Below are 24,405 nucleotides of genomic sequence, written 5' to 3' on the forward strand. Positions count from 1 at the left end.
TTCTTCTCCCTCCCACGCATCGGGGTTTCCGGTGGTCGATGTGGCCAACTTACTGCAAATGGTCACGCAATACTCCACCCTACTGAAAGAGTATTCACAAATCCTCAATCAAACCGGTATTGCGGGTAATGATTTGGTGATTTCTATTCAGGAATACGAGCAAACATTGCGAGAGTACCAAACGTTGCTCAATCAAGTCGAAGGGCTCAAGGGCAAAATCGACCGCCGTGATTATGCCGCACTAGAGCGCGAGCTGCGTCGCCGTGGCTTGCAATACGCAGGGCAACAAGAAACGCAAAATAACGCCATCGTAGAGGCGCGTTATGGGCGTCTTCCTAACGAATCAGAGTATGAGCAACTGTCACGCCAAGCGACGGGAGGCTACTCGGATGCGCAGCAACGCCAATACTTACAGGCGGGGGAGGCGCATCGACAAGGCGCCAATATTGAGTATTACCAATCCAGGCAATCCGCCCTTTCCCAAGACCAAGCGCAGTTAGACCAATTGCGCTTGAGTTTGGGCAATGAGAGTGAGCTGGCGACCTTACAAACCTTGGTGGAGCAAAATCAGGTCATTATCGACCAACTCAGTTTACGCAATGATATGGCGCTCTCGCAGTATGCGGGCAGTGCTCAGCTCGATAACCGCGTCGCAAAGGGGGTGCTTAATTCTCAACAAGCCCGTTTAGAGCGAATGAATACCGCGCGTGAGCAAGGCGTAACCGTGGATGAGAGGCCGATCAGATGAGCAGTCCTGACAGTGTGTTTAGACAAACCTTTTCCACGGTGGTGCACGAGTTTGTCGATAGGGTGATGACTCACCCTGAGATGGCGTCATTCAGTTTGGCGCTCTTAGTGACCTTATGTGTGGTGCTGATCTTTACCGAAATTGCCCGCTTCATGCTGATTGGCTGGGAGCCGGAGAACATCATTCAATGCACCTTGACGGTGTTTCTGTCCGCGTCCCTTTACTTTTCTTATAACGCCATCTTTGATGTGTTGTTTGAGACCATGGACAACGTGGGCTTGCTGATTTTTCAGATAGGCACTGGCACGCGCGATTCGATGTTTTTGTTTAAGTTGATTAATAACGCTTTGCTCAGCATGTATCAAGAAGAGGTCAGTTTGTGGGATTTGTCGATAGGCGACGTCTTCATCTGGGGCGTTTGGCAATTGATCGGTTTGATCCTCACGCTGGTGCTCTTTTTGATTGGCTCATGGGCGGTCTGGTGTTTGTTCTTGGCGAAAGTCCTCGGACTGATTTTTGTCCCCATGGTCGCGCATCCCCTCACGCGGCCTTTTTTTGATGGCTGGCTCAAGTTCACGTTAGGCAGTTTGGTGCTACTGGTCGTGGTGCGCGCCTCGGGTGTCCTCGCGGGACTCGCCATTCAAGCGCAGTTTAAAGCGTCGGGATTACTGCAATGTGGCGGGGACTTATTAACCTCCTGTTTGGCCGTTGGGGGGCGAAGGGCGGGGTTTTCTCCGGCCGATAACATGGAATTGATGGTGACGATGGTGTTGTCCATTCTCATTGTGGTGTCGAGCATCAGTCTATCGAGCGCCTTGACGGCGAGCGTCGTGTCGCCAAGTGGTACGCGTGCGATGTCTCAAGGGGCGTCTAAGGCGGGACAGCTTGCTATGAAATATCTGAAAGGCTTTAAAGGAGGTTAACGATGGAACCGGTGATTCGAGCCGATACGCCCAAAGAAACCCATGTCGATAAACCGCGTTTACGTACTGAGCGTAATCGTTGGTTTGTGGCGGTGTTAGGGCTCACGATGGTGGTGTTAGTGATGCTCTTTTTTTTGTTTTACGCGTTTGAAAAGGCGGGTAATAACAAAGAAATTGTGTATGTGAAATTAGAGCCTGCGGGCGGTTGGTCGGTGGTGGATTATCAACCACAAGACCAACAACTGTTTTTTAAAACGACCATTGATGCCCTGTTGCAGCGTTTTGCCATTGCGCGCTTTGGGGTGAATCCCCCGACGATAAAAACCGACTGGGGGGAAGCCAGTGTCTTTATGTCACCCACTTTAGCAGCGGATTTTATTGATCCGCAGGGGTTTGATGCCCTATCGAAAATGAAAGCGGTAGAGAAATCCGGTAACCAAGCGGTGATTGATATTGAGCGCGGCGTTGAGCATTACGATGAAGTGATGTGGTCGCGCAGCGAGCAAGACCAAAGCGTGTCCATTCGCAGTAACGTGTACTTAACCCGAACGCTGATTAAAGGAGGGCGTAAGCTTGCGCCTGAAAAGTTGGTGCTTTCTGTCTTGTGGCAGCTCAAAGACAAAACGGAGCTGGCCAAAGATGACTTAGACGCCTTGCGGTTAAACCCCATTGGATTAACCGTTTTATCGTATCAGCTCAATAAGGAGCGAACATAATATGAAATTTTGTCACTGGGTCGCTTGCTTAAGCGGCCTTTTTTCGGTCGGTGTGATGGCAAAAGCGTGTCAACCTTTGCCGCACCAATCGGGAGAAATCATTACCGTGAAGGCGGCCAGATATTTAGGTGCCCGCGTTCAGTTGCCGGCTAATTTAATCAGTCCCCCGACGACGTCGAATGCGTTTTTGTGGGACGTGACCGGCATAGTGGGCACCAATCAGCTTCTCATCAAGCCCAATAGCGCCGTCAAAGAAGGGGCAAGTACCAATATCTATGCGTTTACCGACGATGGCCAAGTGATTGACATTCAAGCAAGCAGGGTGCCTGCCAATAAAAATCAAACCTGTGTGCTTGTGAAGACTCGCGGGTTTATGGACGCGCAGACAAAACAAGCGGTCTCTTCTTTTGTGCAAACACAAAAAGTGGCGACGACGCCTTCGGTTGCCCCGCAGGCGCAGGCGACCATTGAACGTTTAAAGCTTGAACTCAAGACCGTCAATACGCACCGCAAGGAAGAGAAAAACCGCGCCATCATTGAGGCGTTGCGTAAGTACCGTTATCGCATTTACACCCGTTACCAATGGGATGAAGGTGACGGTTTTATTGGTCAAAACGTGGTGTCGGACGCGTATGACGATGGTCAATTTACTTACATTCGCCTGGCAAACCCCAATCGCGGCATTTTAAGCATTGAAACGCAAATTGGAGGGAAAGCCGCCATTGCGCCGATGAAATATGACGACGCGTACGGCATGTACAAAATCACCGGTATCTACCCACGTTTAAGGCTGCATTTGGATGATGTCACCGTGGAAGTCAAACGCACGGACTTTGTGACGCGAGGGAAGGGGTAGCTTGTGAGTACACTTAAAGAAAGGAGCCTAGCGCACGCGAAAAAGTGGGCATGGTTACTCGTTGTCTTGCTGCTTGGTGTGTTGATTGTGGCCATGCAAAAACTCAGCACAAGCCCCGAAGAGGCACAGGTGGTTGCGCCCACGTCGCCACAGGCCGAGCCCCAAAGCCAAACCCCGTCGGTACGTGAGAGCATTGAGGGGATCACCACCGAGCGCGAGCGGGCGGTGGACACCGTGGCGTCATTGACCGAAGACACGAAAGTCGCTCAAAAGGTAGAGGAAGTGTTACCCGAGGTGCCTGACGCGTTGGTACGCGCCCGTGAGCAGCAGCAAGTGCAAGACTATTATCGTGCTCAGCAAGCGGCGAGCAGTCCATGGCGACGCTCTAATGGGGTGTCTGAGGCGCCGATATTGACCCAAGCGCCTTCTCCTATTGCCGTTCAAGCGAATGTACTTGGCGATCGTGAGGATTTGCTCTCCACCGATGCGCAGCGACGAAACCTGAAATCGAGATTGGCTGAGCTGGCGAAGCTGAAAGAGCGCATTCAATCAGGGCAATACTCGATGGGGGACGGCGAGGAAGCCATCACCGCGATGCAGGCGCAATTTACCCCGCCGCCCGAGGCCATCGTCGGTTATACCGATGAAAACCGTTATAACGCGTCCACCGAAGGGCTGCTGACGCTGCCCATCGGCACCATCATACCGGCGGTCACCGTCATGAAAGCCAACAGCGACCGCTTAGGCACGTTTAAGGCGGTGGTGTCTCAAGACGTCATGGACGTCAACCAAACGTGGGTGCTCATTCCCAAAGGCTCAGAGCTCATTATTAAGAGTTTTCGTATGAGCGGCGCGAATGAGGCCATTAATAGCGTGGTCGGGATGAGTGTGCCATGGATAGTGCTGCCCGACGGCAACAAGATTGACACCAGTAAATCGAGCGGTCTCGACCGTGAGGGCATGGGGGGCATCAGCGACCAAGTTGACCATCATTGGATGGAGCAATTTTTGGGCGTCGCCGCGTATGCGTTGGTGGCCAATAACACCTCTTATGAGGGAACCGGCAACGACTCTGACAGCAGCTATGAGTTAGAAGTGGCGCAAGGGCTGCGTGATCAACTGGCGCCACACGTTCAAAAATACCTTCAACTGCGGCCAACGAACGTCATTCGTTCAGGCCAAAGCATGAACATCATCATCGAGGATGAGGTCTTCCTCAAGCCTTGGCGAAACATCTACGAGGACTATCTGTGAAATTAACAAGGACATTATTGATTTTGGGGGGCGTGATTGCCCCTCATGCTTTTGCCATGCCACTGCCTGACGTGGACACGCTACAAGTGTCCGCTCGCACGCTTTACCCGCCAGAGGTGAGGACGGTCGGTGAGGCGGCCACGTGGTTACTTGAACCTTTGGGGTATCACATTGTGACGGATTACCCCGCCCCGAAAAGTGCGCAGGGGATATTGATTAAGCCTATCCCGACGGCGGCTAAGATGCACCGTACGATGCCCGTGACACACGCGCTTCAACTGTTAATCGGTGAAGGCAACAGCCTCATTGTGGACAGAGAGCACAAACTCATTACGTTTTCAAAGGGGGTGCTGCTATGAACAAACTCTTATTAATCGGTGGCGCCTGCGTCTTGCTTGCGGGGTGTTCAACTCCGACGTACACCGGACAAGGGGAATATTTTGAATTGGACAACGTCAATCTGGTTGAACGTGATCTATCGCGGCTTGAAAGTGTTCAGCTTGCCGATACCCGTTTAAGCGCCTCATCTTCTGAGCCTTCCAAACGCGCGATTCAACCCATGGCCACGTACGTGGTGTATGAGGGAGAGCCGCTCGGCATTGCGCTGCGTCGTTGGCTAAAAAGCGAAGGCTATCGCAATGTCGCGTGGTCAATCACGCCTGAGCATCAAGCGCTTTTGGATGCGCCGATGGAAAAACAAGCCTTTACCGGCAGTTTTAAAAAAATCTGGGATGACATTCAAAAGCAACAGGGCTTCAAACTGCACTTGGTGCAAACCACCTACCAGGGTCAGCCCGTGGCAGGGGTGTACGACTTTGACGGGAAAGCGCGCCTGACGTACGTCAGTGGCCAATCCTTACGTGAGGTGGTGAAACAAGTGGTGCTCAATTACGAGTTACGTTGGGGCGAGTCGTTGACGCATAAGCGCTCTTGGCTCGCAAGCAATGATTATCAATTTAGCGCCGATTATTACCTGTTGACGCCATGGGATGACATTGACGGTGCGTTGGCGACGGTCTTAGACGGTTACCCCGTCACGGCGTCTATTTTGGATTCGACCGGACAGGTCTTTATTGAGGAAGCCTTATGAGGTGGATACCCCTATTACTCGGCGCACTGGTGTTAGCCGGTTGCGCGTCACAAGAATATCAAGACAACATCGAACGCAATAAGGCGGTGCAACAAGAGATCGCAGATAAGAGTACTTTTATTGAAAAAGCGAAGGTGACTCGCATCAGTAAGCCGCCTCAATCGTTCGCTCTGTTGACGCCGCCTAAAGGCGATGAATGGATGAAAGAGACCATTACCGTGAACGTCAGTGATATGCCGTTATCGGTGGTGCTTGAAGAAATCATGGTAGGCGTCGACACGCCCGTCTTTTTTGGTGAAGGCATTAACCCCAATCTTCCGGTGACCTTGAACTATTCGAACGCGCGAGAAGATGTGCTCAACCTATTATCGCGTGAGGTGGGGTACAGCATTGAACACCGTTCAGGACGACTTGAGGTCTCGGCGAGTGTGACGCGCACCTTTTCGCTGAACATTCCTACGGGGAAAATGTATGGACAACTCGGCTCACAGGGCAGTCAAACCGAAGGAGAAGCGACCATTGAAGGTCAATACCTGAACGTGAAGTATTCGGATGTGGACATCACCACCGAAGTGGCTAATGACATTAAATCTCTGCTGGGCGGCGGTGAAAAAGCACAAGGTGCCGTCTCGGCCTCCGTCAGTTTAAGTTCGATCACGGTCACCGCGACACCAGACCAAATGCAGGCCGTGCAAACCTTGATTGATCATTATCAGGCTGAACTGTCCAAACAGGTGGTGCTCGATGTGCAAGTCCTTGAGTTTCGCTCGAACTTAGGGACTGAGCGCGGCGTGGATTGGAACATTGTACGAGATACCGGTGACGGACTGGTGCAATTTTTTATACCAGGCACCAATACCGTGTCCAAGCAAGCGGGGTATGGCGTGGCTTTTCAGGGCTCTGGCAAATGGTCAGGCACGGAAGCGCTCATCAAAGTATTAGAGAAGCAAGGCAGCGTCTCAACACAAACGCCTATCACGGCCATGGTGCTCAACAATCAACCGGCACGCATCACGCAGCAAACGCTTGAGCCTTATATCTATGAGGCGTCGTCTGAAAGCAGTGAGGGCGTGGTCTCAGCCAGTGTGACACGCCGCGAAGAGGTGGAAGGGGTGGACTTTATGGCGACCGCGAATGTGCAGCCTGAGTATGTGTGGCTGCGCCTCTCCGGCCAGCTTCAAAAAATCACAGCGCGAGAGACTCAGACCGTGGAAAACATCGATTTGGGCTTTTTAACCAAGCAAAAATCGGAGATCACCTTTGCCAATAAATTGCGTTATGGGCAGACCTATGTGATCGCGTCGGTGAAGCAGACCTCAAAAGTGGCGGAGAAGACCAAAAACTTCTGGTCTGACTTGTTGGGCGGGACAGGCAGTCAAGATACGTCGGTGGAAACCTTAGTGTTGCTCACGCCTAGAAAAGTGAAATAAGGAGGCATTATGCAGTTACCGCATCGCGTGATTTTACGCGACAAAAAACAGCTTAAACGCCATCGAAAGCAGATCCCCGCCGCGTATGAATGGGTGAGTGAAGAGGAGGGAGGGACGTTTATCCGCTCCTATCATGATGCCCCCGCCGTGAGGCTTGGGGATGCGCTTAAGCAGCAATTAGAAAAATCAGGGGACGCCATAGGCACCCTGATTTTTTTTCAGCCGTTCGACGAACTCTGGTATGGCTGCGCCTTTGACCATGGCGTGTTGGTGCGAGAGCACATCGGCTCTGTGGCCTCATTAGAAGCGCTGTTTGCCTACGAACTTCATCATGCCGAGCACCTTCTGGTGACAAAAAAGAAAGAAGAAGGCCAGGACAGTGAGCCTGCGCTTCCCTTCTTTCCTGATAAGCAAATCCAAGTGCCCCCCATTGAATCCGGTGACTGGCAAGCGTTTACGCTTGCTCCCGCCGCGTCAAAAGGCATGAAAAAGCGCACACAAACCTTGGGGGTTATCGGGCTCATTGGCGGCGTGCTCGCGGGCGGATGGTGGGTTTTATCACCGCCCTCTGACGCCACGTCCACTCAAGCACAGAGCGTGCCCACGCTGACGGAAAAAGAGACCTTCAAGGCCACCTTTATGCGTCAACCGTTGGCGTATCCGCTCATTCTGAATGCCGTCGCGATGGCCATTGAGGCGCAAACCTTACCCAGCGCGATGGTGCTGAGTACGATCACACTCGATCCCAAGGCCAATCTTTTGATTGGAACCGTGGAAAAAGGCGATTCAAGGCTCAAAACCCGCCGCGATTGGGCATCAAAAGGAGAGACAAGGCAAAGCCAATGGGATGAGCATCGGGCTCAACTGCGTTCGCCTATTTTACCGACGGCGCCATGGCATGACGTCGATGTGGCCGCATTTTTACCTGATGTCATCGATGCGCTTGAGCCATTTGGTGTCGACGTCAAGGCCGAGCCGGAGGTCTCTCATGGTGAAGTGAGGGCGCATCCTTTTACTCTGACGATGACGGGAGAGTTAGGCGCCTTGGCGTTAATGGCGCCCATTCTGAACGCGTCTTTTATTACGGTAACGGCGTTTGACATGACGCTCAGTGGCGACGCTGTCTCTCAATTAACGTTAAAAATAACAGTACAAGGGGTCAATCATGACCGATAAAAAAACGGACTCGACGTTAAAGCGAGTCAATAAGAAAACCATGGCGATGGGGGTGTTGGCGGCGCTCATGCTTGGGTGGCTGATTTATGATACGGCGCCGATGTTCTTTGAAAGTCCTCCGCCTCTTAAGCCGGCGTCATTAGAAGACCCACTCTTTGAGGAGATAGGTGAGACGCCGCCGCGTGACCTTGTGACGACGTCACCTCCTCCTCAAGTCGTATCGGCAGGAGCCAGCGTGAACCTAGCCCCTACGCCCGTGCTTATTGACACTCAAGCGTTAAACTTGCCTTCAAAAACGGTAACAGTGTCACTGACCTTGCCTCAAGCGACTCAGCGCGCGTTAACGGCGTTAGAGTCTCAATATCAAAGTACGCTTAGTGACGCGGCCAACAAAGCGAAACTCAGCGAAACTCAGAGTGCGAAAGCGCTTCAAGACGCCTTAGATAGGAAGCCTATCGTCATTGAGCGCCCTGTGTTATCGGAGCCGCCCACGGCGCGTGAGCAAGTGGCGAAATTGCAGCTCAAAAGCATTGTTAAGGGCAAGCAACACAGCAGCGCCTGGTTTGAGCTCGAAGGGGAGCTTTTCCCTGTGAAAGAGGGGGCGTGGATACAAGATGTGAAAGTCCATCGCCTGACGAAAAATACCGTCGTTCTCCTTGATAAAAGCGGGCAAGAGCACGTGAAGTATGTGATCCAATCGCGCCCCGTGAGTGAGGAGGTCATCGATGAACGCTGAGCAAATTCTGCAAACTGACACGCTTAAAACGCTCTATTTCACCTCTCAAGACACGGTATTGATGGCCGATGGCACGTTGCAAACGTGTGATTTTGATAGCCCCGCCATTGAAAGCATCAAACAACTGGTGAAAGCCAACCCTGAGCAGTTTGGGTTTGATTTTGAGCCCGATTTACTCGTGCGTTTCACCTCGCGTTCGCACATTACTCAATGGCTCACAGACATCAGCAAGGAGGTGCCGGCGGCGCCTTCCACTTCTCTTTTGCAGCAATCAGAAACCGCCACTCGGGCAAAGCGCGTGCTTGAACAAGCGGTCTTGAAAGGCAGCTCTGATATTCATATTGAATTGTTCAAACATCAAACTCGCATCGAGGTGCGCGTCGATGGCCGCATGACGGAACTCATGAAGCCGATTGGCGAATATGAGTACGGCGAATTGCTGATTGGTTACCTCTTTAATGAGCTGTGTGAGGACAAAGATGACGATTTTCATGTGGGCACCATCAACAATGGACGATTGTCATTACCGCTTGATACACCCAATGGGAAAAGGGAGACCCAGTGGCGACTCGCGTACATTCCTGCCAAAGACAAAGGCGGTCAATGTACGCTTCGTTGGCTCAATAAGGAAACCTCAATCCCGACGTTAGACAACATTGGCTGGGAGGCCGGACACGTCAATGTGATGCGCGACTTCATGAACAGTGCCAGCGGCATTTGTTTGATTGCGGGTCAAACGAGCTCTGGGAAAAGTACCACGATTGCGGCGGCGCTCAGTGAAATGAAAAGGCAAGGCCGCTCCATTAACACGGTGGAAGATCCGGTTGAGTTTGATTTGGGGGTGATTCAAACGTCCGTGACCGCAAAACAAGGTCAAGACAACCACTTTAATACGTACACCAAAGCGCTGCTTCGGCACGACGTCGATATTGAATCGCACGGTGAGGTGCGAGACGGAGTCGGGGCTATGGACGTATGCCGAAAAGGGGAGACGGGACAAATCATGTTTTCCACGCTGCACACCTCCAGTGCGGTCGGTATTGCTCACACCCTTAACGAGCAAATGCTCGTTCCCAGTGCCCTACTGGCGGCGCCGGATTTAATGAAATTGTGGATATATCAAACGCTGGTTCGAACCGTATGTCCTCATTGCGCCTTATTGCTAGAGCAGGCAAAGGAAACGTGGTCAGAGCAACAAAAAACGCACTTTGCTGTATGGCAAGCATCGATGGCTTCATTTAACCCAAAATCGCTGCGCTTTCGCAACCCCGAAGGGTGCTCGCAGTGCGTTGAAGGGGAAAAAGGTCGCACGACGTTGATTGAAATGGTGGTGCTCGATGATGACGATCGCGCCCTCATATTATCACGAGATTATCTGGCGTGGTTAAAGGCGCTGAAAGTCAAAGGATTCAAGAGCGTGGTTGACCATGCCAACTTGAAGATATTAAGAGGGGAAGTGGATATTTTCAGTGCGGCTGGGCGCGTTGATGGTCTGTTTCCTAAAGACACGAACGCCGTGTACCAAGGCTTATGGGAGGAGGTGAAGGATGAGCGTTCGACTTAACCCTCAAGAGCAAGTGCGCTTAATGGGCACCATTGAACGACTGGCGAAGGCGGGGATGCCGCAAAAAGCCATCGCGCATCAATTGGTGAAATTTGGCAGTAAAAAGGAGAAGGCGGTTGGGCAAGTCTGCGCTCAGACTCTCAAACAAGGTCGATCATTTTGTCAGGGATTGGAGCCTTACTTGGCCAACACGGCCTATTTGGCGCTGCTCTCTGGCGATCGTGCGGGTCGTTTTACTCAAGGCGTCAGTGACGCGCTTGCCGCGTTGCAAATGGCCAAATCGAGCACCGGATCTCTTGCCGTGGTATTGGTTAAACCGACGCTTGGCATGATGGCGGTCTTGACGTTGAGTGCGATGGCCAGTGCCCTGCTATTTCCAGCCTTAGAGGCGCAACTTCCCCGTACAAGGTGGGATGCATTGAGCCTAGCGGCTGATGCTTTTGGTTTGTTCTGGTTGGATTATGGCCTGTTTATCTTCACGTTCTTGGCGCTACTGACCGCCGCGCTTGGACTGTCTCTTGGGCGCTGGACAGGGCATTTTCGCTCTCGTGTCGATAATTGGCCGATTTATCGTCAATACCGTCATATTCACTGCACCAACTTATTAACGGCGACCGCGCACCAAATCGCGATAGGGGTGTCGCTCAAACAAGCGCTCACCCTCTATCAATCCCATGCCCCTGTGTATGTGGCGGCTCATATTGGGCGAATGCTGCAAAACATTGGACGAGGCGAAACCAATGTTGGGCATATTTTTGATACCGGCTTATTGCTTGAAGAAGAGATGGACAGTCTGAAAGTGTTGGGCGGTATTGGTGAGACGACGGCCACGTTAAAACAATCGGCATCGATGCACGCCGCAAAATTGCATCAAGAAATCAACACGCTGAAATCCATGGGGCTGATTGGCTTCAAGCTGATGGCGGCGCTCACGGGCATGTTGCTCATTTTTGGCGCGGTGTTGCTGTTTTTCAACATCGCCACTCGTTTAATTTAAAAAGGAAACATCATGAAAAAGACAATGAAACTACGCTCTACCCGTTTGGGTCGTAAACAACAAGGCGCGGCCATCATGGACAATCTCATTGCGGTGGGGTTTGTGGCGCTAGCTTTGGTGTTCATCATCGCGCAAGTCCCTAAGCTGCAATATCAATGGAACAAAGTGCAATTTCAATCTCAAGTTTCGGAGATTGTCCAGGCGACGGTCGCGTGGAAAAAGAGTCGTCCTAACTTTGATACGGTCAGCCTCAATAAAGTCTGCCTTGATGGCGAGTTATCGAACAGTGTGTGTGGTACGGCAAACGATGGTAAATCGACGAACCCATTCGGCGGGGATTGGGCGGTGACTGTGAACACGGGTTCAAAAGGGCTTTTTGATGTGAAGGCCACCTTACCCTCAGACCCCGACCGCGTAGTGAGCTTAAGTAACACCATGTCAGCGGCCACGCGTGGTAACTGTATCGAGGCGGCGGGTTGCTCGACCATTGCCACCACGGGCACCGATATCACGATGACCTTTTAATCATCGCTTTGGAGTCTGCGCTCGCGCAGGCTCTAAGGCAAGGAGGCTCTATGCCAATAAGGCGTCAACGTGGGTTCTTATTGATGGACGTGGTGATGACTTATGGGGTGTGGGTCGTCGCGATTGCGGCCACCCTTGCGGTGTTATTACCTAAAGCCCTGACACTCACCGAAGCCGTTCAAATTGACCGCACTGTCGTACAGTTTCAAGAGCAAAGTGAAGCGCATTACTACCAACAAGTATTAACCACGCGCTGTTTACCTCAAACGGCGCTGTCCCTCTCTGATTTACCCCCTTTAACACCCGATGGATTGGCGCATTACCAAGTGGGGTATCGACAAAGTGCCGCTGCCAATACGCCGCCTATCGGTATCGAGGTGAGCGTCACCCTAACGCGCCCCCATTCATTGAATACAGTCGCCGCGTATTCCGCCCCTGAGCAGATATCGCCGTCTAAGGTCTTGATTTATTTTACGCCCTTAGTCGTTGACCTACCCGATTGGGCGCATTGGGACACAACAACAGGATGCTTAAAATGATGCACCGAAGAAACAAACAACAAGGCTTTATCATCATATCAATGATGGTGGTGTTTGGTTTTCTCTCACTGGTCGGCATTCAGTGGGCGAACATGCAGGAAAAGCGCAACGTGCAAGCCAATGCTAACTCGTTTTATCACCATGTACTGCACTTACGCCAGCAAATACACGCGTACACGGCAAGACAATTTCAAAAAGGCATCGCCATTGATCAAAGTGCGCTTTTTCCTAGTCGATTGGACAGTCTCGTGCCGGAGTTTTATGCGCCTTGTTCGACTACTGACAATGAAGCGGGGCGCTGCAAACCTTACAATCAAACTCCTTGGGGGCAAATTAATGATAGTGACTACCGCTTGGTTGGGGTCGGTGGAACGCCGTCTAACCCGGATTTTTATCGCGCGGAGCTTGATATCAAACTGCCTCCCGCGACCGATGACGCTTATCAGTACGAGCGCGCCGCCACCTTAAGTCTGTTTTCCAAAATACCAAGCATTGTGTTTGATGAGCCAAATAACCTCATTACCCTTCGCATTGACCGCCCTGATAAAGCGTTTGCTTACGATGGGTTGGTTAAGCGTAGCGGGGACGATTCGACGCTGCTTGGAGACTGGGATGTGGGCGGTCTCTTTGCAATCACCAATAGCAAAGATGTGACGTTGGCCGCCAGTGACGGATCACAAATCTTATTAAGTCAGCAAACGCGTCCAGGTGTGGTCGCTCGGCACGGTGATTGGGTCAATAAACCCGCGTGCATTACCGGTCAAGTGCCCATGTATCAATTGGCGATATCTAAAATTGAGATTGATGATAAAAACCATGAGTTCACCGGCGGCATGAACGCCTACCTGCTAAATGAAACCGCGACGCAGTGGCAAGTAGGCATTTCCATTCAAACAAAAAATGTAAGCTCCGGTGTTCACACCGTTCTGACAACCGGCGAAGCCTTATTGTTGCCGAGTTGTCGTTAACCCCAACCTAAAAAGGTCTCTGTATGAAAAAAACACTGCAAACCGCTGGCGCCTTGGTCGTGGCGTGTCTCGTCACGCTGCCCGTTGCCGCGAAAGTCACCTATGCCGACATTGTGGCGGCCGACAAACCCAAGCGTGACGCGGACTTAGCCGCTTATTACGCGCACAAGGCGCAAGATAAAGCGCTTAAAGCCACCATCAATCCCGAGGGGGGCAATCAAATCGGGCATTGGACAAAAATATCGTCCAGCGTAACACAATGGGCGAGTGCGGGGGCGTATGCTCAAGTTCTCGCACCAAATGCGACAGGGCAAGAGTGCGTTAAAGGTGCGAAAGCGTTAATTTCAAACCAACATACTGGTCGTGAATGTATGTCATACAACTCGCATGGAACGATGTGTACTGCTTATAAAACAACGGTAATAACGCCTACAGATTCAGGTTACAAGGCTGAATGTCGATAAGTGAGGGTTCTGGTTTTAGAGTGGTGTGGCTTATCATGCCACTCTTACATCATATAACCAGCGATCATATGAAAGGCTAAAAAAGAAGAAAAGATCATAAGTAAAGTGGTTGTTTTTAAAGATAAAAAACAAGAAATCGAGTATAATTAATACACATTAAAAAGGAGCGTTAACCATGAAAAAAACCGTTTTAAGTCTGCCCCTTTCTTTGTTGTCCTGCTCAGTTATAGCTATTGAAAATGGCACCCCTGTGGATTGGCAAAATGATTTTGATGATGTCGTCAATAATAACTGTACGGGACTAATCATTGGAGGCAACGCCATTTTAACCGCAGCGCATTGCCCTAATATTGATGGCATCCAGTTTGCTAATGGAGAGGTGTTTTCGGCCAGTGACCGCACCATTCACCCCGACTACCAATACTCAAGCAGTGGCCCTTTTTACGATGTGGCGGTGTGGACTTTACCTCAAGCGGCTAAGACCCAAAACATCCATTTTCTTGCTGACTTGAACCGCTCTTCGATTGCTGTCGGAGAGACGCTGACCGCTTATGGCTTTGGGGGTAATAACCTTATCGCGTCGATACCTGTTGTGATTGATAAATTGCCGGAGTACTCATTTACAGCTTTTGAGGGCACCTCTCAAGGCGGAAAATTAATTGGTGGGGACAGCGGGGGTATGTGGTTAAAAGATGACGCCGTCGTCGCGATTTCTCGTAGCATCGGTTCAGATTACAATGTGGATGGCACCGACCTGACGTTTGGCAAATATTTCATTTTAGAGCAGATCGACGGCTGGCATTACCCAACAGTACTCAAAGGCACGGGCACTCAGACGATTAAGGTTCAATCTTTGCATCAAAATGCAGTGGTAGATACTGCTTATGTCGCTGGCGACGTAACAATCACTGGTGGTACATGTAAAACATTGCCAACGATTAATGCGTTCGATATCTGTACGTATGAGCTGGAGGTGACAGGCTCTGGCCAACTTCACCTAACCTCAAATGAAGTGATTGATATCAATCCAGTGACTCAATCAACCTCTAGTTCGGGTGGTAGTAGCGGCGGCTCTCTTGGCTTTTTATCTCTACTTGGACTCGCGCTGTTCGGACGTTTAAGACAGAAATAAGGTGAGATATGGATTACAAAATCAACGACCCTGTTGTGTTGGAAATGCTTGTTGATACTGACTGGCGAGTTTTGCACTTGACGTATCGACAAGCGATACGCTTATTACGACGCACCCACCATCGCGGTTATTTGTTGTACCGCGAAGGACAGCAGTGGGATGCAAAAACCTGACGCTTTCACGTTGTTCAATTGTCGGCTTCACCTTGCCCCAACAAGCGTGGCTTATTGCCGTCAAACTGAACTTGATAGGATATAACTGTAGTGACTTATATTTCGACGTTATTGTTATTTATTTTTCTTTATTTTGGGCTAAAAGTGATACATCCCCCGTCGCCTTGGCTTAATGGGATTCGATATTTCAAGGCAGGAGTGATTGGCATAGCATTGACGGCCTGGTTAATGCTCATCGATGCCCCTCAGCCTGTATTCATAGGGACGCTTTTGTTCGGTTTATGGGTCGGGGTTGGTTACAGTGTGACGGTTAGGCTTCATGAATTAACCTTACTGAGTCTTGCCCCGTCATTCAGAAGCAACCAATACCATGTCCATCTATCGAGATTAATTCAGCCTTTAACAAGAGACACGTATCGAGAGCTTGAATTGCTCATTGAGCTGCTTCCGAAATACAACGGTCAATCACTCATACTGACGTCGCCTTTATTGGCCAAGCAGGGTTCACTTCGGAATATGGAGCAGTTGAAAAAGCTTCCTGTTCATATCGAGGCTTCTTATCACTCTTATTGGCGTTCGCCGCTTGAGTTTCTCGTGCTGTGTTATTACAAATACATCAAACGAGAAAACATACTTCAGCACTCGGATTTATCAAGGCAGTATCGATTACTTCTTACTCTTCGCTCTTAGTGAGAGTGGATAGCATAAGGAAATAAGCGAAGCCTTTTCTTATGCTATCTGCTGTGCAGGTAGGGCGTAGCCCGTAGGACGGTATAGAGTCCTAATCAGAATGAACTTTTCGAGGAAATGTATGTATTCCCACAAACCTTGCTCCAACGGCTCCAAGAACAGAGTGAGGTTAATCAAGTTCGCTCACTAGGGTCTAAGTGCTTCCAAAAACCCCCTGAGATTCATTATTTTTGAATTCATGGCTTTGAAAATTTTAGCGAATAAGGGAGATACTTTAGTGAGCGAACTTAATTAGGGTGAATTTTACTGTATCGTTGCCTAGATTGGTCTACGATGGGGGCTACTCACGCTTCAGGCTGATATGTAGATGCCAACATCCAAACCTAGCCTAATCAATGCCAATTTAAAAACATTCATGCGTACACCCGCATTACGGATTGAAAAATCTCAATCTCTTCATGACTTACTTGACCACACCAGCTTTGGGATACGCTGTCACACAGGTAAGCTTTCAATGAAAGTTGAAGAGGGGCACTTAGTAAAGCGCTGTTATACCAAAGGCAAAAAGGAATCATAGAAAGTCATTTTTCAATCGTGTAACGTTTACCCTTTTCTATGCAATAAAAGGTGGATCACTTCGTGCTCATCCACATGGTCTACTTCAACACGGTATATCCCCTTTGCTTGTACCGCTTCAATGAGCGCTTTTAATCGTTCGGTTCTTACCGTCATGGGTAATGGTTTGATTTGGTTGTTGTTTTCATCAAACCCTTTCTCAATACCTTTCTCTTTCATGTAGAGCGTATCCCTTTCAAGGTCTTTTTCTGAGTTTTCCAGCATCGATGGAAATTGATGCTGCTCAAATAGACCGCTCAACATGATGTAGAGTTCATCCGCCTGTGAAAATTTAGCCTGGTACTCAAGGTTAAGTCGATTGATATCCCATAACTTTTGCTCAAGCCTGCCAGTTGCGCTTCGCCCAATACTGAGCATGGTTTTGATTTCATTTTTACACGTCAAAAACTGAGGCTTTTTCAGTTTCGGTTTAATGAATTTCACTAACAGTTCATTTCTTTTTTTCGTTGTCCAGAACCCGCCTTGCTGACTCATGGTGCAATAAAGCGCGAGCAGCGCATTAGTCACAAGCTCATCAAGGGCTTGATAGTGTTTAAGGTTTCGACTCATGAACTCATTCTATCTATTCAATTGAAACAATAGTTTACCAGAAAATACCCCACATCACCTGAGAGGAAGCATGAAGCGACGTTGCCTTATTTTAATCCCCCTTTTTATGTCTGTTTTTTTACTCTCGTCATTCGCTCACAGTGCTGGTCGAGATTATAGCGGTTGGTCTTCATCGCAAGGATGGCCACTCTCAAGTGGCACATCCAAAGTCAAAGGCTGCCTTCGTTATTGCGAGACCATCAATAAATACGCAAAGCACTATCAAGTGCCTCCAGAGTTGGTGATAGCGGTCATTACTCAAGAGAGCCGTTTTGAAGCGCACGCTCAGAGCCCCAAAGGGGCAAAAGGTTTAATGCAATTGATGGATATAAACAGCGTGGGTATCGACCCTTTTGATGTGGATTCTAATGTAGGGAGAGGCACCGCCTTACTCGCCCGATTACTCAATCAATACGATGATGTTCGGCTTGCTTTAGCGGCTTATAACGCGGGGGAGGGTAACGTTCGAAAGTACGGGGGCATTCCGCCCTTTAAAGAAACGCAGCACTACGTCAGTCGAGTAGTGGCTCATTATGAACAATTGAAATAAAGGACATAGGATGAAGCTCAACTTTAAAAGTTCAGGACAAAAAATCGATGCTAATTTTATGGAACTATCCGGTTTACATGATGCATTTACGGGTCAACGACTCAATATAATCTTAGGTTTACACCAGTGTAAAAACTGTCAGGTTTTTTACCACTCAGAGAGTCTAACCACCCTTATTGATACAAGTTTTGGCCAATGTATTGCGTGTCAGTCTACACAAATTCAGGCCATTAACAGTTATGAATTGGATGTTACTCGAACGCTTGATGAACGCAGAGAGCGGATTGGGGCGCTACCTTCTGTTTTCTTGCAGTCAGACCTCCTCGCGACCGTAGACCCTCTCGGTGAAGATTGGGAGAAAACCAAAGATGAATAACACCTCGATAAAACTCATCCTCTCAATGGCCTTTTCGCCCCTCCTTTTGGCTTTCACTTCCACCGGTTACAGCTCACAAGTCAACGCAGCGAGTGATGCTGAGTGCGGTATTTGGATGTGCTTGCCGACAGGATTTGGGCAAGGGTGTAGTGACTCAAAAAAGGCATTTAAAAAACGCATCAAACGTTTTAAGCCGGCCTTACCTAGCTTCTCTTCATGCCTCTCCAAGACGGATAGCGGAAGTACCACCGATAATTTCGATTCAAAGACCGGTTACGCAGCTCAAATAGGCGCTTATAAAGAATGCATTAAGAAAAGAGAGACAGGGAGTAACAGCAACAACTCAAGGACGATATGCGTTCAATGGAAAACGCATCCTGAGACCATCATTAAAGATACGACGTGTCGAATATCGAACCGTGATGGTGAACGTTCACGCACCCCAAAGCACTGCACAAAGACGTTGCGATATACGGAGGTCTATCGCAATGGTCAACGCTTTGGAAACACACTATTACTGAGTTACCCACCGAAACGGTGGACAAACGTCTAACAACAGGTGAATAAATGTCGAACACTATCATGACGGTGTTTGGTGAAGTTCCGATAGAGAAAGAGTACCAATGGTCCTGGGTCGAGGAATATTTCACGCCACTCAGAGAGTTGTATGAAAACCCTGATACGACGGAAATATTCGTCGACCGTTTTGACTCTATATCAATAGAGAGAAACGGGCGGTTAGAAAAAACGCCCATCACTTTTGACAGTAACCAATCCTTTCAAGACTTCATCATTCAACTGAGTACCGCACTCAACCAGCCGCTCAATTCTTCTTCTCCTATTCTCGATGCGCGCCTTCCTGATTGCTCAAGGGTGTGCGCCACTCTGCCTGATGTGACACCACAAGGCGCAACGATGACGTTACGAATTGCCCCTAAACAGCACATAAGAGCGGAGCAGTTAGTCGGGTTCGGCGCGTTGAATCAAGCCATGCTTGATTACTTAATTGAAGCAATCAAAGCGGGTAAGAACATCATTGTTTCGGGTAACACTGGGAGCGGTAAGACAACACTTTTACGCGCCTTAGCGCGTTACATCCCCCTGACCGAGCGAGTCATTATTTGCGAAGACACGCAAGAGTTATATATCGACTGGCTTCCCTATGCCGTTTCACTTGAATCCCCCAAACGAAGCGATAGTGACGTAGAAATGAAAACCCTAATCGAAACCTCCCTACGGATGAGGCCAGATAGAATTTGGGTGGGTGAGATAAGAAAAAGCAGCGCAGCTGACGCTTTTTTGCAAGGCATCAACACAGGTCACAGTGGTTGTATGACAACGATTCATGCAAACGGTTGTGATGATGCCCTGTCCCGCCTTCAATATTTAATCGCGTCGCAAGGGATGATTGATTTTGATTTGGCACACAAGCAAATCACCGGAAACGTCGATGTGTTCGTTCATGCCAGTAGGCATGAACGCTATGGACGAAAAATCACGGAGATAGCGGAAGTTTTGAACGGCACACTTATTCCGTTATTTAAGTTCAATGGAACGACTCACATCCCCCTTAAAAACGACAAATAAAGAGGCCAACGTGGACGAAATACAGCTATCAAAATCCGAAGAAAAAGCACTTTTAAAACAAGAGCAAGAGTGGAAAGAAGAAAAAACCAAGCGCGATAAATCACGACAAACGGTCTATCAAAGAATGGCAGGGTATGACTTTTTAAGTTACTGCCGTATGCCTTTGTATTTTCGCGCCAGAATCCGAGAGATGAAAGTGGGCGACACTTTCATCATGGGACAGATGCGCCACACCTATGAAGATTTTAATGACTTTGAAGGTGTACTGGAGATTCATATCGAGAAAGAAAAGAACCAGATATACCGCGCTCGCTCTAACTTCAACCTACTCACAAAGCCTGAGCGAGCTCATGTCTTTACGGACTTTACCTTCAAACTTGAAAAGAGCGGGAACTTTGCGTTCACAGGTGATGAAGAAAAAGGGTTAGCCAATCAAAAGAGATTTGCTCTTACCTGTCGCTACTTTAATCGACTTTTAACTAGCACCTCTGAAGAGGAAAGAAACATCTATCACGACCAAGGCGTACCTCCCTACTTCCACGGCGTGACAATTGATAAGAGCAATTTAACTCGTCGCCTTTACTACAAACGTGAAGATTGGGAACGTCCGCACCGATACAAGATTTCACAAGAGCAAATGCCAAAGCCCATGATGGAGTGCCTTATCGACTATGGAATGTGCTTTGGTCTTATCAATTTCAATGAAGAAGGAAACCAACATGAACACTGATGTATCGCTAACAGAGCAGTTACTCACAATTTTTGCCAACAAGAAGCGCATCCAACAAACGTTTAAAGAAACCGGGGTGAGTCATTTAAAAGTCATTTCCAAAAAGTTAGGTGAGTACATCGAGCAACGAGAAAAGACGGAATCAGAAAAAATAGCGGCGCAAGAAGAAGCGAAATCGATGCTAAAAAGCATCATGGAAAAGACAGGATTGAGTCACGAAGAAGTTTCTCAATTGATGAATGACGGCAAGCCCAAAGGCAAAAACAAGTGTCTCAAACGTGCAAAGAACTCCCCTAGCGAGACACAAGCAATGCACCATGAAGTAAAAACGGAGCGTTACATGTTTGGTGATAATGGTACTTGGGACGGTGTTGGAGAAGTCCCACAAGAGCTTCAAAGTTTACTTGATGAAGGTTTTGAACTGTCCGATTTCTCAGCTTCCTAAGTTAGTAGTTATAAGCGTCAATCTTCGTTACATTTAAAGTTTAAGGATAACTTAGGAAATAGAAAGTGAAGAAAGACGATCTGATTAACGCACTAAAGGATCTTGCATCAGGGATTAATCCGTTAACCAATTGTGAATTAGTTGAAAGTTCAATAATGAAAAATTATGAGAGCATTCAGCTTATGGTGATGCTAATTCAAGAACTTGATGAGTCTCCTAAACAAGTGAAAAGCTTAGAAGAAAAAAGCATTAAAAATCACATAGAAGGAAAACCAGACAGACATCGATTCACTTGGACAGAAAATGAGAAAATAGAGTTAAGAGATGCTTTTTTACAAGATTTATCCCCAAAGACAATAGCTAAAGCCCATCAAAGAACGGTGGTAGCTGTAGTTAAGCAGCTATTATCTCAAGGTTTAATTGATCAAGATGAAGCTGATTCTTACCTCTAGCAATTCACACATCCTCTCATCTTCGCGTAACCGTTTAATGCCGACTTTCTGACTCTTTCAATCCCATAGGATTGTTAAAGAAAGCAGAAAGTCAGACGCATTAAGAGGGCGCAAAAAACCAAACCGACAACAACGAACGAGAACGACGAAGTGGGTATTCGGGCATTCCATGCCCCCACGTAGGCGTTTGACTGAGGCGTTGAAGGTGAAGGTTTTTGCTACGTGAAGAGTCTCAAGCTCCGCTTGAAGCGAATCCGTAGCCCTAGTTCAAAAATCATTCCCGCGCCCCCTTTAGGGGAAACGAGCGCCCCCTCTGCGGGGAGGCCATCAGGACTCGGGAATGGCTTTTTTTGAATGCAAAGGCGTTCAGCCGGAGCACTTCAATCAAGGGAGTCCCGACCGCAGTTTGAAGCGGGGGAGCCGAGACAAAACGCCCAGCGTCCAGCGATTAAGGCGAGACCTTCCCAAGGTCGATTTTTGGCTTGGGGGCTTGCCCCCGAAAACCGTTGAGCAGGCGAGACCAAGCATCTTAGGTTAGTTGAAAAGGAGGAATTTGAGCAAGGGAGGAACGACCGGCCAAATGAGGACTATTTCACCTTCCTAAAGTGCTTGGTCGCGCGTAGCGCTACGGTTTTCGGCTTCTTTTGCACTTAGATTGGAAAGTAAAGTTTGAGGACGTTCAGGACGAGGGCTTTATTTTCTAATCCATTGAAAAAACGAAGTTTTGTAAATAATTATCCCTTTAGGGATAACCCGCTGAGTTTTCGTCCAGAAAACGATTTAGGGCGCTTTTCCGATATACAGAACCGATATGTGAAACCGATATGACCATATATCAGTTTCACATATCGGTATTACATATCGGTTTTTTAGTTAATAAAAGGATAACCATGTTAGACCGCATCGAATATCAATTTTACGTTTTAGTGATGAATATCTTTTCATCGCTGTATCTGTTTACCTTTTATTGGGGGACGCTGCTGAGCTTTTTGTCTGGCTTATTTCTTCCTGTTATGTACTTCGACAAACCAGAAAGAGACGATCTCGACACGTGGTTTCGAAGGATCATCATTGCAGCCGGAGTGCTACTGTTTATCTTTGGGACACTCTCTAACTTTAGCATTCCCGCTTTGATAAATTGGGCAAAAGCGCTTCACGGTGCGCCACTCGTTAATCTCCATTACTCTCTCTCTGAGTGGCTTTTAATCCCTATCTTTGGCGCCGGTATATTTACCCACTGGTGGGGACGTCGTCACCTATCAGGCAAAATTAACCAACTCAAAATAAAGCACACCAAGCGAACCGAAGTCGCACGTGACGAACGTACCGACGTACGAAATGTTCGTGACTACTTACCCGAAACGGTGGATTACGATCCCGAAGATCACATCGATTTAAAAAAGGGCGTTTTTGTCGGTTTAGACGTTAACAGACAACCGCAATATATCCCTTTAAAAGATCTGCAAAAACAACATGCCGACATTTTAGGGACGACAGGCGCAGGTAAAGGTGTGGCATCGGGTTTGATTTTGTACCAACTGATTCAAGCCGAAGAAGGCGTGTTTGTACTCGATCCAAAAAACGATGAATGGGCACCGCATCTTCTCAAAGCCGCATGCGAAAAAGCGGGTAAACAGTTTCACCTGATCGACCTTAATAGTCCGTTACCGCAACTGAATTTATTGGCAGGCGCAACCCCCGAACAGATTGAAGAACTGTTGGTTGCGGGGTTTAGCTTTGCAGAGAAAGGTGACATTGCCGACTTCTATCGAATTGACGACCGTAAAGCAGCAAGGCAATCCCCACAAAAAGCAACGGAAGAAGAGCGCGAAACGTTCACCGGCTTATTTAATTCAGCTCATGTTCAAGGCATGAAAGATACCGTTAAGGCATTCTATGGAAAGATGGAAGAACTCTCAGAGGTAAATTCTGTTAACGCCCCTGACGGTTTAAACATGCAATCCATATTTGATGAGGGCGGTTGTTGTTACATCATTGGATCACTCAGAAACGCAAAAATCATCATGACACAAAAGATGATTTTGATTCGACTGTTTCAACTCGCAGAGATGCGCGACCGCGTCAACAGCACCCCAAAGCCCATCGCCATTTTCTTGGATGAATTGAAATATCACATTTCAAAAGCGGCAATGGAAGGTTTAGGGGCAGCGCGAGATAAAGGCATTCACATGTTTTTGGCACATCAATCTGTTGCTGATTTACGAGATTGCCCTGCTGATTTAAACAGTGATGCGGTCGTCGGAGCGGTCGTAGAAAACACAAAATTTAAGTTGGTGTACAAACTTCAAGATCCCGAAACCGCCGAATGGGTAGCGAAAATGTCCGGCACTATTTTAGTGGATGATGAAAGCCGTACGGTGGAGTTAAACGCTGCCCTTACCGAAACGGTAGAAGGTCGTCGAAACATAAGGCTGGCTGAACGATACTTTGTTGATACCAACATGCTGCTCAACTTGCCGCCTTTTGTGAGTTATATATTCACAGCAACCGAAGTACCCAAACCCTCATTAATTTCCCCCATAAAAGTGAAAAAGAGCACGCTTGAAAACTTTGAGGTCGTACGACAAAGAGAATTAAAAGTCAGCGAAGAGGAGACCATAAATACAGCTACCCCCACCTCAAATCAATCCGACGAATTAACAGAAGATGCTCATCACGAACAAACGTCGACGCCTCATCAAGATCTTGACGAGCCATTACCTCAGCAAAATGAAACGACTGAGATAACCGAAAGTAGCAACACTGAGAATAGTGAAGTGGAAGACGCAATGTACAATTTTGAAGTAGTAACAAGTGACAAGATCACCAACGAAAATGATTCAGAAGAAACACAACATGACATGACCTTTGAAACGATAAAGAAAGACACAACGAGTGGCGATGAGTCTCCCAATACAGCAAATCTCCCCCCTTCATCACCAACCAATAACCCATCAAATAAAACGCATCAACAAGAATCCCCGCAAGAAAACAAAGCCTCTGAGGATGCTTGTCATGCAGGGTTAGAAGCATTAAAAAACAGCTAAGGTAAGGAACTAA

28 protein-coding genes are annotated in these 24,405 nt (G+C 48.4%); 27 read left to right on the forward strand and 1 reads right to left on the reverse strand.

Annotated features, from left to right (window positions below; all coding sequences use genetic code 11):
• Window positions 1-40 precede the first annotated feature (40 nt).
• The 20 genes from ACED59_RS18540 to ACED59_RS18635 all read left to right on the forward strand — a co-directional run bounded on the left by ACED59_RS18540 (window position 41) and on the right by ACED59_RS18635 (window position 16,558).
• Window positions 41-748, forward strand: coding sequence for a hypothetical protein (locus ACED59_RS18540; protein WP_237323395.1), 708 nt, complete (start codon window positions 41-43; stop codon window positions 746-748).
• Window positions 745-1,671, forward strand: a complete 927-nt coding sequence (locus ACED59_RS18545) for a hypothetical protein (protein ID WP_017097998.1) — start codon at window positions 745-747, stop codon at window positions 1,669-1,671. Before ACED59_RS18540 ends, ACED59_RS18545 begins: the two co-directional genes overlap by 4 nt.
• Window positions 1,672-1,673: 2 nt before the next feature.
• Window positions 1,674-2,387, forward strand: a complete 714-nt coding sequence (locus ACED59_RS18550; RefSeq protein ID WP_017097997.1) for a VirB8/TrbF family protein — start codon at window positions 1,674-1,676, stop codon at window positions 2,385-2,387.
• Between the two features lies 1 nt (window position 2,388).
• The gene (locus ACED59_RS18555) at window positions 2,389-3,243 is read left to right on the forward strand and encodes a TrbG/VirB9 family P-type conjugative transfer protein (protein WP_017097996.1); all 855 of its coding nucleotides are present in this window, start codon (window positions 2,389-2,391) and stop codon (window positions 3,241-3,243) included.
• Between the two features lie 3 nt (window positions 3,244-3,246).
• Complete coding sequence (locus tag ACED59_RS18560) at window positions 3,247-4,497, forward strand: TrbI/VirB10 family protein (RefSeq protein WP_102499983.1); 1,251 nt, start codon at window positions 3,247-3,249, stop codon at window positions 4,495-4,497.
• On the forward strand, window positions 4,494-4,856 hold the full coding sequence (locus tag ACED59_RS18565) for a hypothetical protein (protein WP_017097145.1): 363 nt from the start codon (window positions 4,494-4,496) through the stop codon (window positions 4,854-4,856). The genes ACED59_RS18560 and ACED59_RS18565 overlap by 4 nt, the downstream gene beginning before the upstream one ends.
• On the forward strand, window positions 4,853-5,587 hold the full coding sequence (locus tag ACED59_RS18570) for a hypothetical protein (protein WP_017097146.1): 735 nt from the start codon (window positions 4,853-4,855) through the stop codon (window positions 5,585-5,587). Before ACED59_RS18565 ends, ACED59_RS18570 begins: the two co-directional genes overlap by 4 nt.
• The gene (locus ACED59_RS18575; protein WP_017097147.1) at window positions 5,584-7,017 is read left to right on the forward strand and encodes a hypothetical protein; all 1,434 of its coding nucleotides are present in this window, start codon (window positions 5,584-5,586) and stop codon (window positions 7,015-7,017) included. The genes ACED59_RS18570 and ACED59_RS18575 overlap by 4 nt, the downstream gene beginning before the upstream one ends.
• 9 nt (window positions 7,018-7,026) lie before the next feature.
• Window positions 7,027-8,193, forward strand: coding sequence for a hypothetical protein (locus ACED59_RS18580; RefSeq protein WP_017097148.1), 1,167 nt, complete (start codon window positions 7,027-7,029; stop codon window positions 8,191-8,193).
• Window positions 8,194-8,260: 67 nt separating this feature from the next.
• Window positions 8,261-8,929: a hypothetical protein gene (locus ACED59_RS18585; RefSeq protein WP_241820689.1), complete on the forward strand. Its 669-nt coding sequence runs from the start codon at window positions 8,261-8,263 to the stop codon at window positions 8,927-8,929.
• A complete protein-coding gene (locus ACED59_RS18590) occupies window positions 8,919-10,493 on the forward strand; it encodes a GspE/PulE family protein (protein WP_017097150.1) in 1,575 nt (524 codons plus the stop codon). Before ACED59_RS18585 ends, ACED59_RS18590 begins: the two co-directional genes overlap by 11 nt.
• Window positions 10,477-11,490 carry a hypothetical protein gene (locus tag ACED59_RS18595; protein WP_017097151.1) on the forward strand — a complete coding sequence of 338 codons (1,014 nt, stop codon included), beginning with the start codon at window positions 10,477-10,479 and terminating at the stop codon, window positions 11,488-11,490. The genes ACED59_RS18590 and ACED59_RS18595 overlap by 17 nt, the downstream gene beginning before the upstream one ends.
• A gap of 12 nt (window positions 11,491-11,502) precedes the next feature.
• Entirely contained in the window at window positions 11,503-12,015 is a 513-nt protein-coding gene (locus ACED59_RS18600; protein ID WP_017097152.1) for a hypothetical protein, read from the forward strand.
• Window positions 12,016-12,065: 50 nt separating this feature from the next.
• A complete protein-coding gene (locus tag ACED59_RS18605; RefSeq protein ID WP_017097153.1) occupies window positions 12,066-12,554 on the forward strand; it encodes a hypothetical protein in 489 nt (162 codons plus the stop codon).
• A complete protein-coding gene (locus ACED59_RS18610; RefSeq protein ID WP_017097154.1) occupies window positions 12,551-13,522 on the forward strand; it encodes a Tfp pilus assembly protein FimT/FimU in 972 nt (323 codons plus the stop codon). The genes ACED59_RS18605 and ACED59_RS18610 overlap by 4 nt, the downstream gene beginning before the upstream one ends.
• 23 nt (window positions 13,523-13,545) lie before the next feature.
• Window positions 13,546-13,986 (forward strand): hypothetical protein, encoded by a 441-nt coding sequence (locus ACED59_RS18615; RefSeq protein WP_017097155.1) that lies wholly within the window; start codon window positions 13,546-13,548, stop codon window positions 13,984-13,986.
• Between the two features lie 175 nt (window positions 13,987-14,161).
• A complete protein-coding gene (locus ACED59_RS18620; RefSeq protein ID WP_371705106.1) occupies window positions 14,162-15,118 on the forward strand; it encodes a trypsin-like serine protease in 957 nt (318 codons plus the stop codon).
• An 8-nt stretch (window positions 15,119-15,126) separates the two neighbouring features.
• On the forward strand, window positions 15,127-15,291 hold the full coding sequence (locus ACED59_RS18625; protein WP_017097157.1) for a hypothetical protein: 165 nt from the start codon (window positions 15,127-15,129) through the stop codon (window positions 15,289-15,291).
• Between the two features lie 213 nt (window positions 15,292-15,504).
• Complete coding sequence (locus tag ACED59_RS18630; protein ID WP_241820691.1) at window positions 15,505-15,981, forward strand: hypothetical protein; 477 nt, start codon at window positions 15,505-15,507, stop codon at window positions 15,979-15,981.
• A gap of 367 nt (window positions 15,982-16,348) precedes the next feature.
• Window positions 16,349-16,558, forward strand: coding sequence for a hypothetical protein (locus ACED59_RS18635; protein ID WP_081324697.1), 210 nt, complete (start codon window positions 16,349-16,351; stop codon window positions 16,556-16,558).
• Between the two features lie 26 nt (window positions 16,559-16,584).
• Here the strand turns inward: ACED59_RS18635 and ACED59_RS18640 are convergent, their stop codons facing one another.
• Window positions 16,585-17,166 carry a DUF2913 family protein gene (locus tag ACED59_RS18640; RefSeq protein WP_017097159.1) on the reverse strand — a complete coding sequence of 194 codons (582 nt, stop codon included), beginning with the start codon at window positions 17,164-17,166 and terminating at the stop codon, window positions 16,585-16,587.
• A 70-nt stretch (window positions 17,167-17,236) separates the two neighbouring features.
• Here ACED59_RS18640 and ACED59_RS18645 point away from each other — a divergent pair, with 70 nt between their 5' ends.
• The 7 genes from ACED59_RS18645 (at window position 17,237) to ACED59_RS18675 (ending at window position 24,392) form a co-directional block, all read left to right on the forward strand.
• Complete coding sequence (locus ACED59_RS18645; RefSeq protein WP_017097160.1) at window positions 17,237-17,755, forward strand: lytic transglycosylase domain-containing protein; 519 nt, start codon at window positions 17,237-17,239, stop codon at window positions 17,753-17,755.
• A 10-nt stretch (window positions 17,756-17,765) separates the two neighbouring features.
• Window positions 17,766-18,131: a hypothetical protein gene (locus ACED59_RS18650; RefSeq protein ID WP_017097161.1), complete on the forward strand. Its 366-nt coding sequence runs from the start codon at window positions 17,766-17,768 to the stop codon at window positions 18,129-18,131.
• A 567-nt stretch (window positions 18,132-18,698) separates the two neighbouring features.
• Window positions 18,699-19,718 (forward strand): CpaF family protein, encoded by a 1,020-nt coding sequence (locus ACED59_RS18655; RefSeq protein ID WP_017097163.1) that lies wholly within the window; start codon window positions 18,699-18,701, stop codon window positions 19,716-19,718.
• Window positions 19,719-19,728: 10 nt separating this feature from the next.
• The gene (locus ACED59_RS18660; protein ID WP_017097164.1) at window positions 19,729-20,448 is read left to right on the forward strand and encodes a hypothetical protein; all 720 of its coding nucleotides are present in this window, start codon (window positions 19,729-19,731) and stop codon (window positions 20,446-20,448) included.
• On the forward strand, window positions 20,438-20,893 hold the full coding sequence (locus ACED59_RS18665) for an H-NS histone family protein (protein ID WP_017097165.1): 456 nt from the start codon (window positions 20,438-20,440) through the stop codon (window positions 20,891-20,893). The genes ACED59_RS18660 and ACED59_RS18665 overlap by 11 nt, the downstream gene beginning before the upstream one ends.
• 65 nt (window positions 20,894-20,958) lie before the next feature.
• On the forward strand, window positions 20,959-21,345 hold the full coding sequence (locus ACED59_RS18670) for a hypothetical protein (protein WP_017097166.1): 387 nt from the start codon (window positions 20,959-20,961) through the stop codon (window positions 21,343-21,345).
• Window positions 21,346-22,235: 890 nt separating this feature from the next.
• Window positions 22,236-24,392: a type IV secretion system DNA-binding domain-containing protein gene (locus ACED59_RS18675; RefSeq protein ID WP_017097012.1), complete on the forward strand. Its 2,157-nt coding sequence runs from the start codon at window positions 22,236-22,238 to the stop codon at window positions 24,390-24,392.
• Window positions 24,393-24,405: the final 13 nt, after the last annotated feature.

It is taken from the genome of Vibrio sp. FF266, assembly GCF_041439695.1.
In the GTDB taxonomy this organism is placed as follows: Bacteria; Pseudomonadota; Gammaproteobacteria; order Enterobacterales; family Vibrionaceae; genus Vibrio; species Vibrio tasmaniensis_A.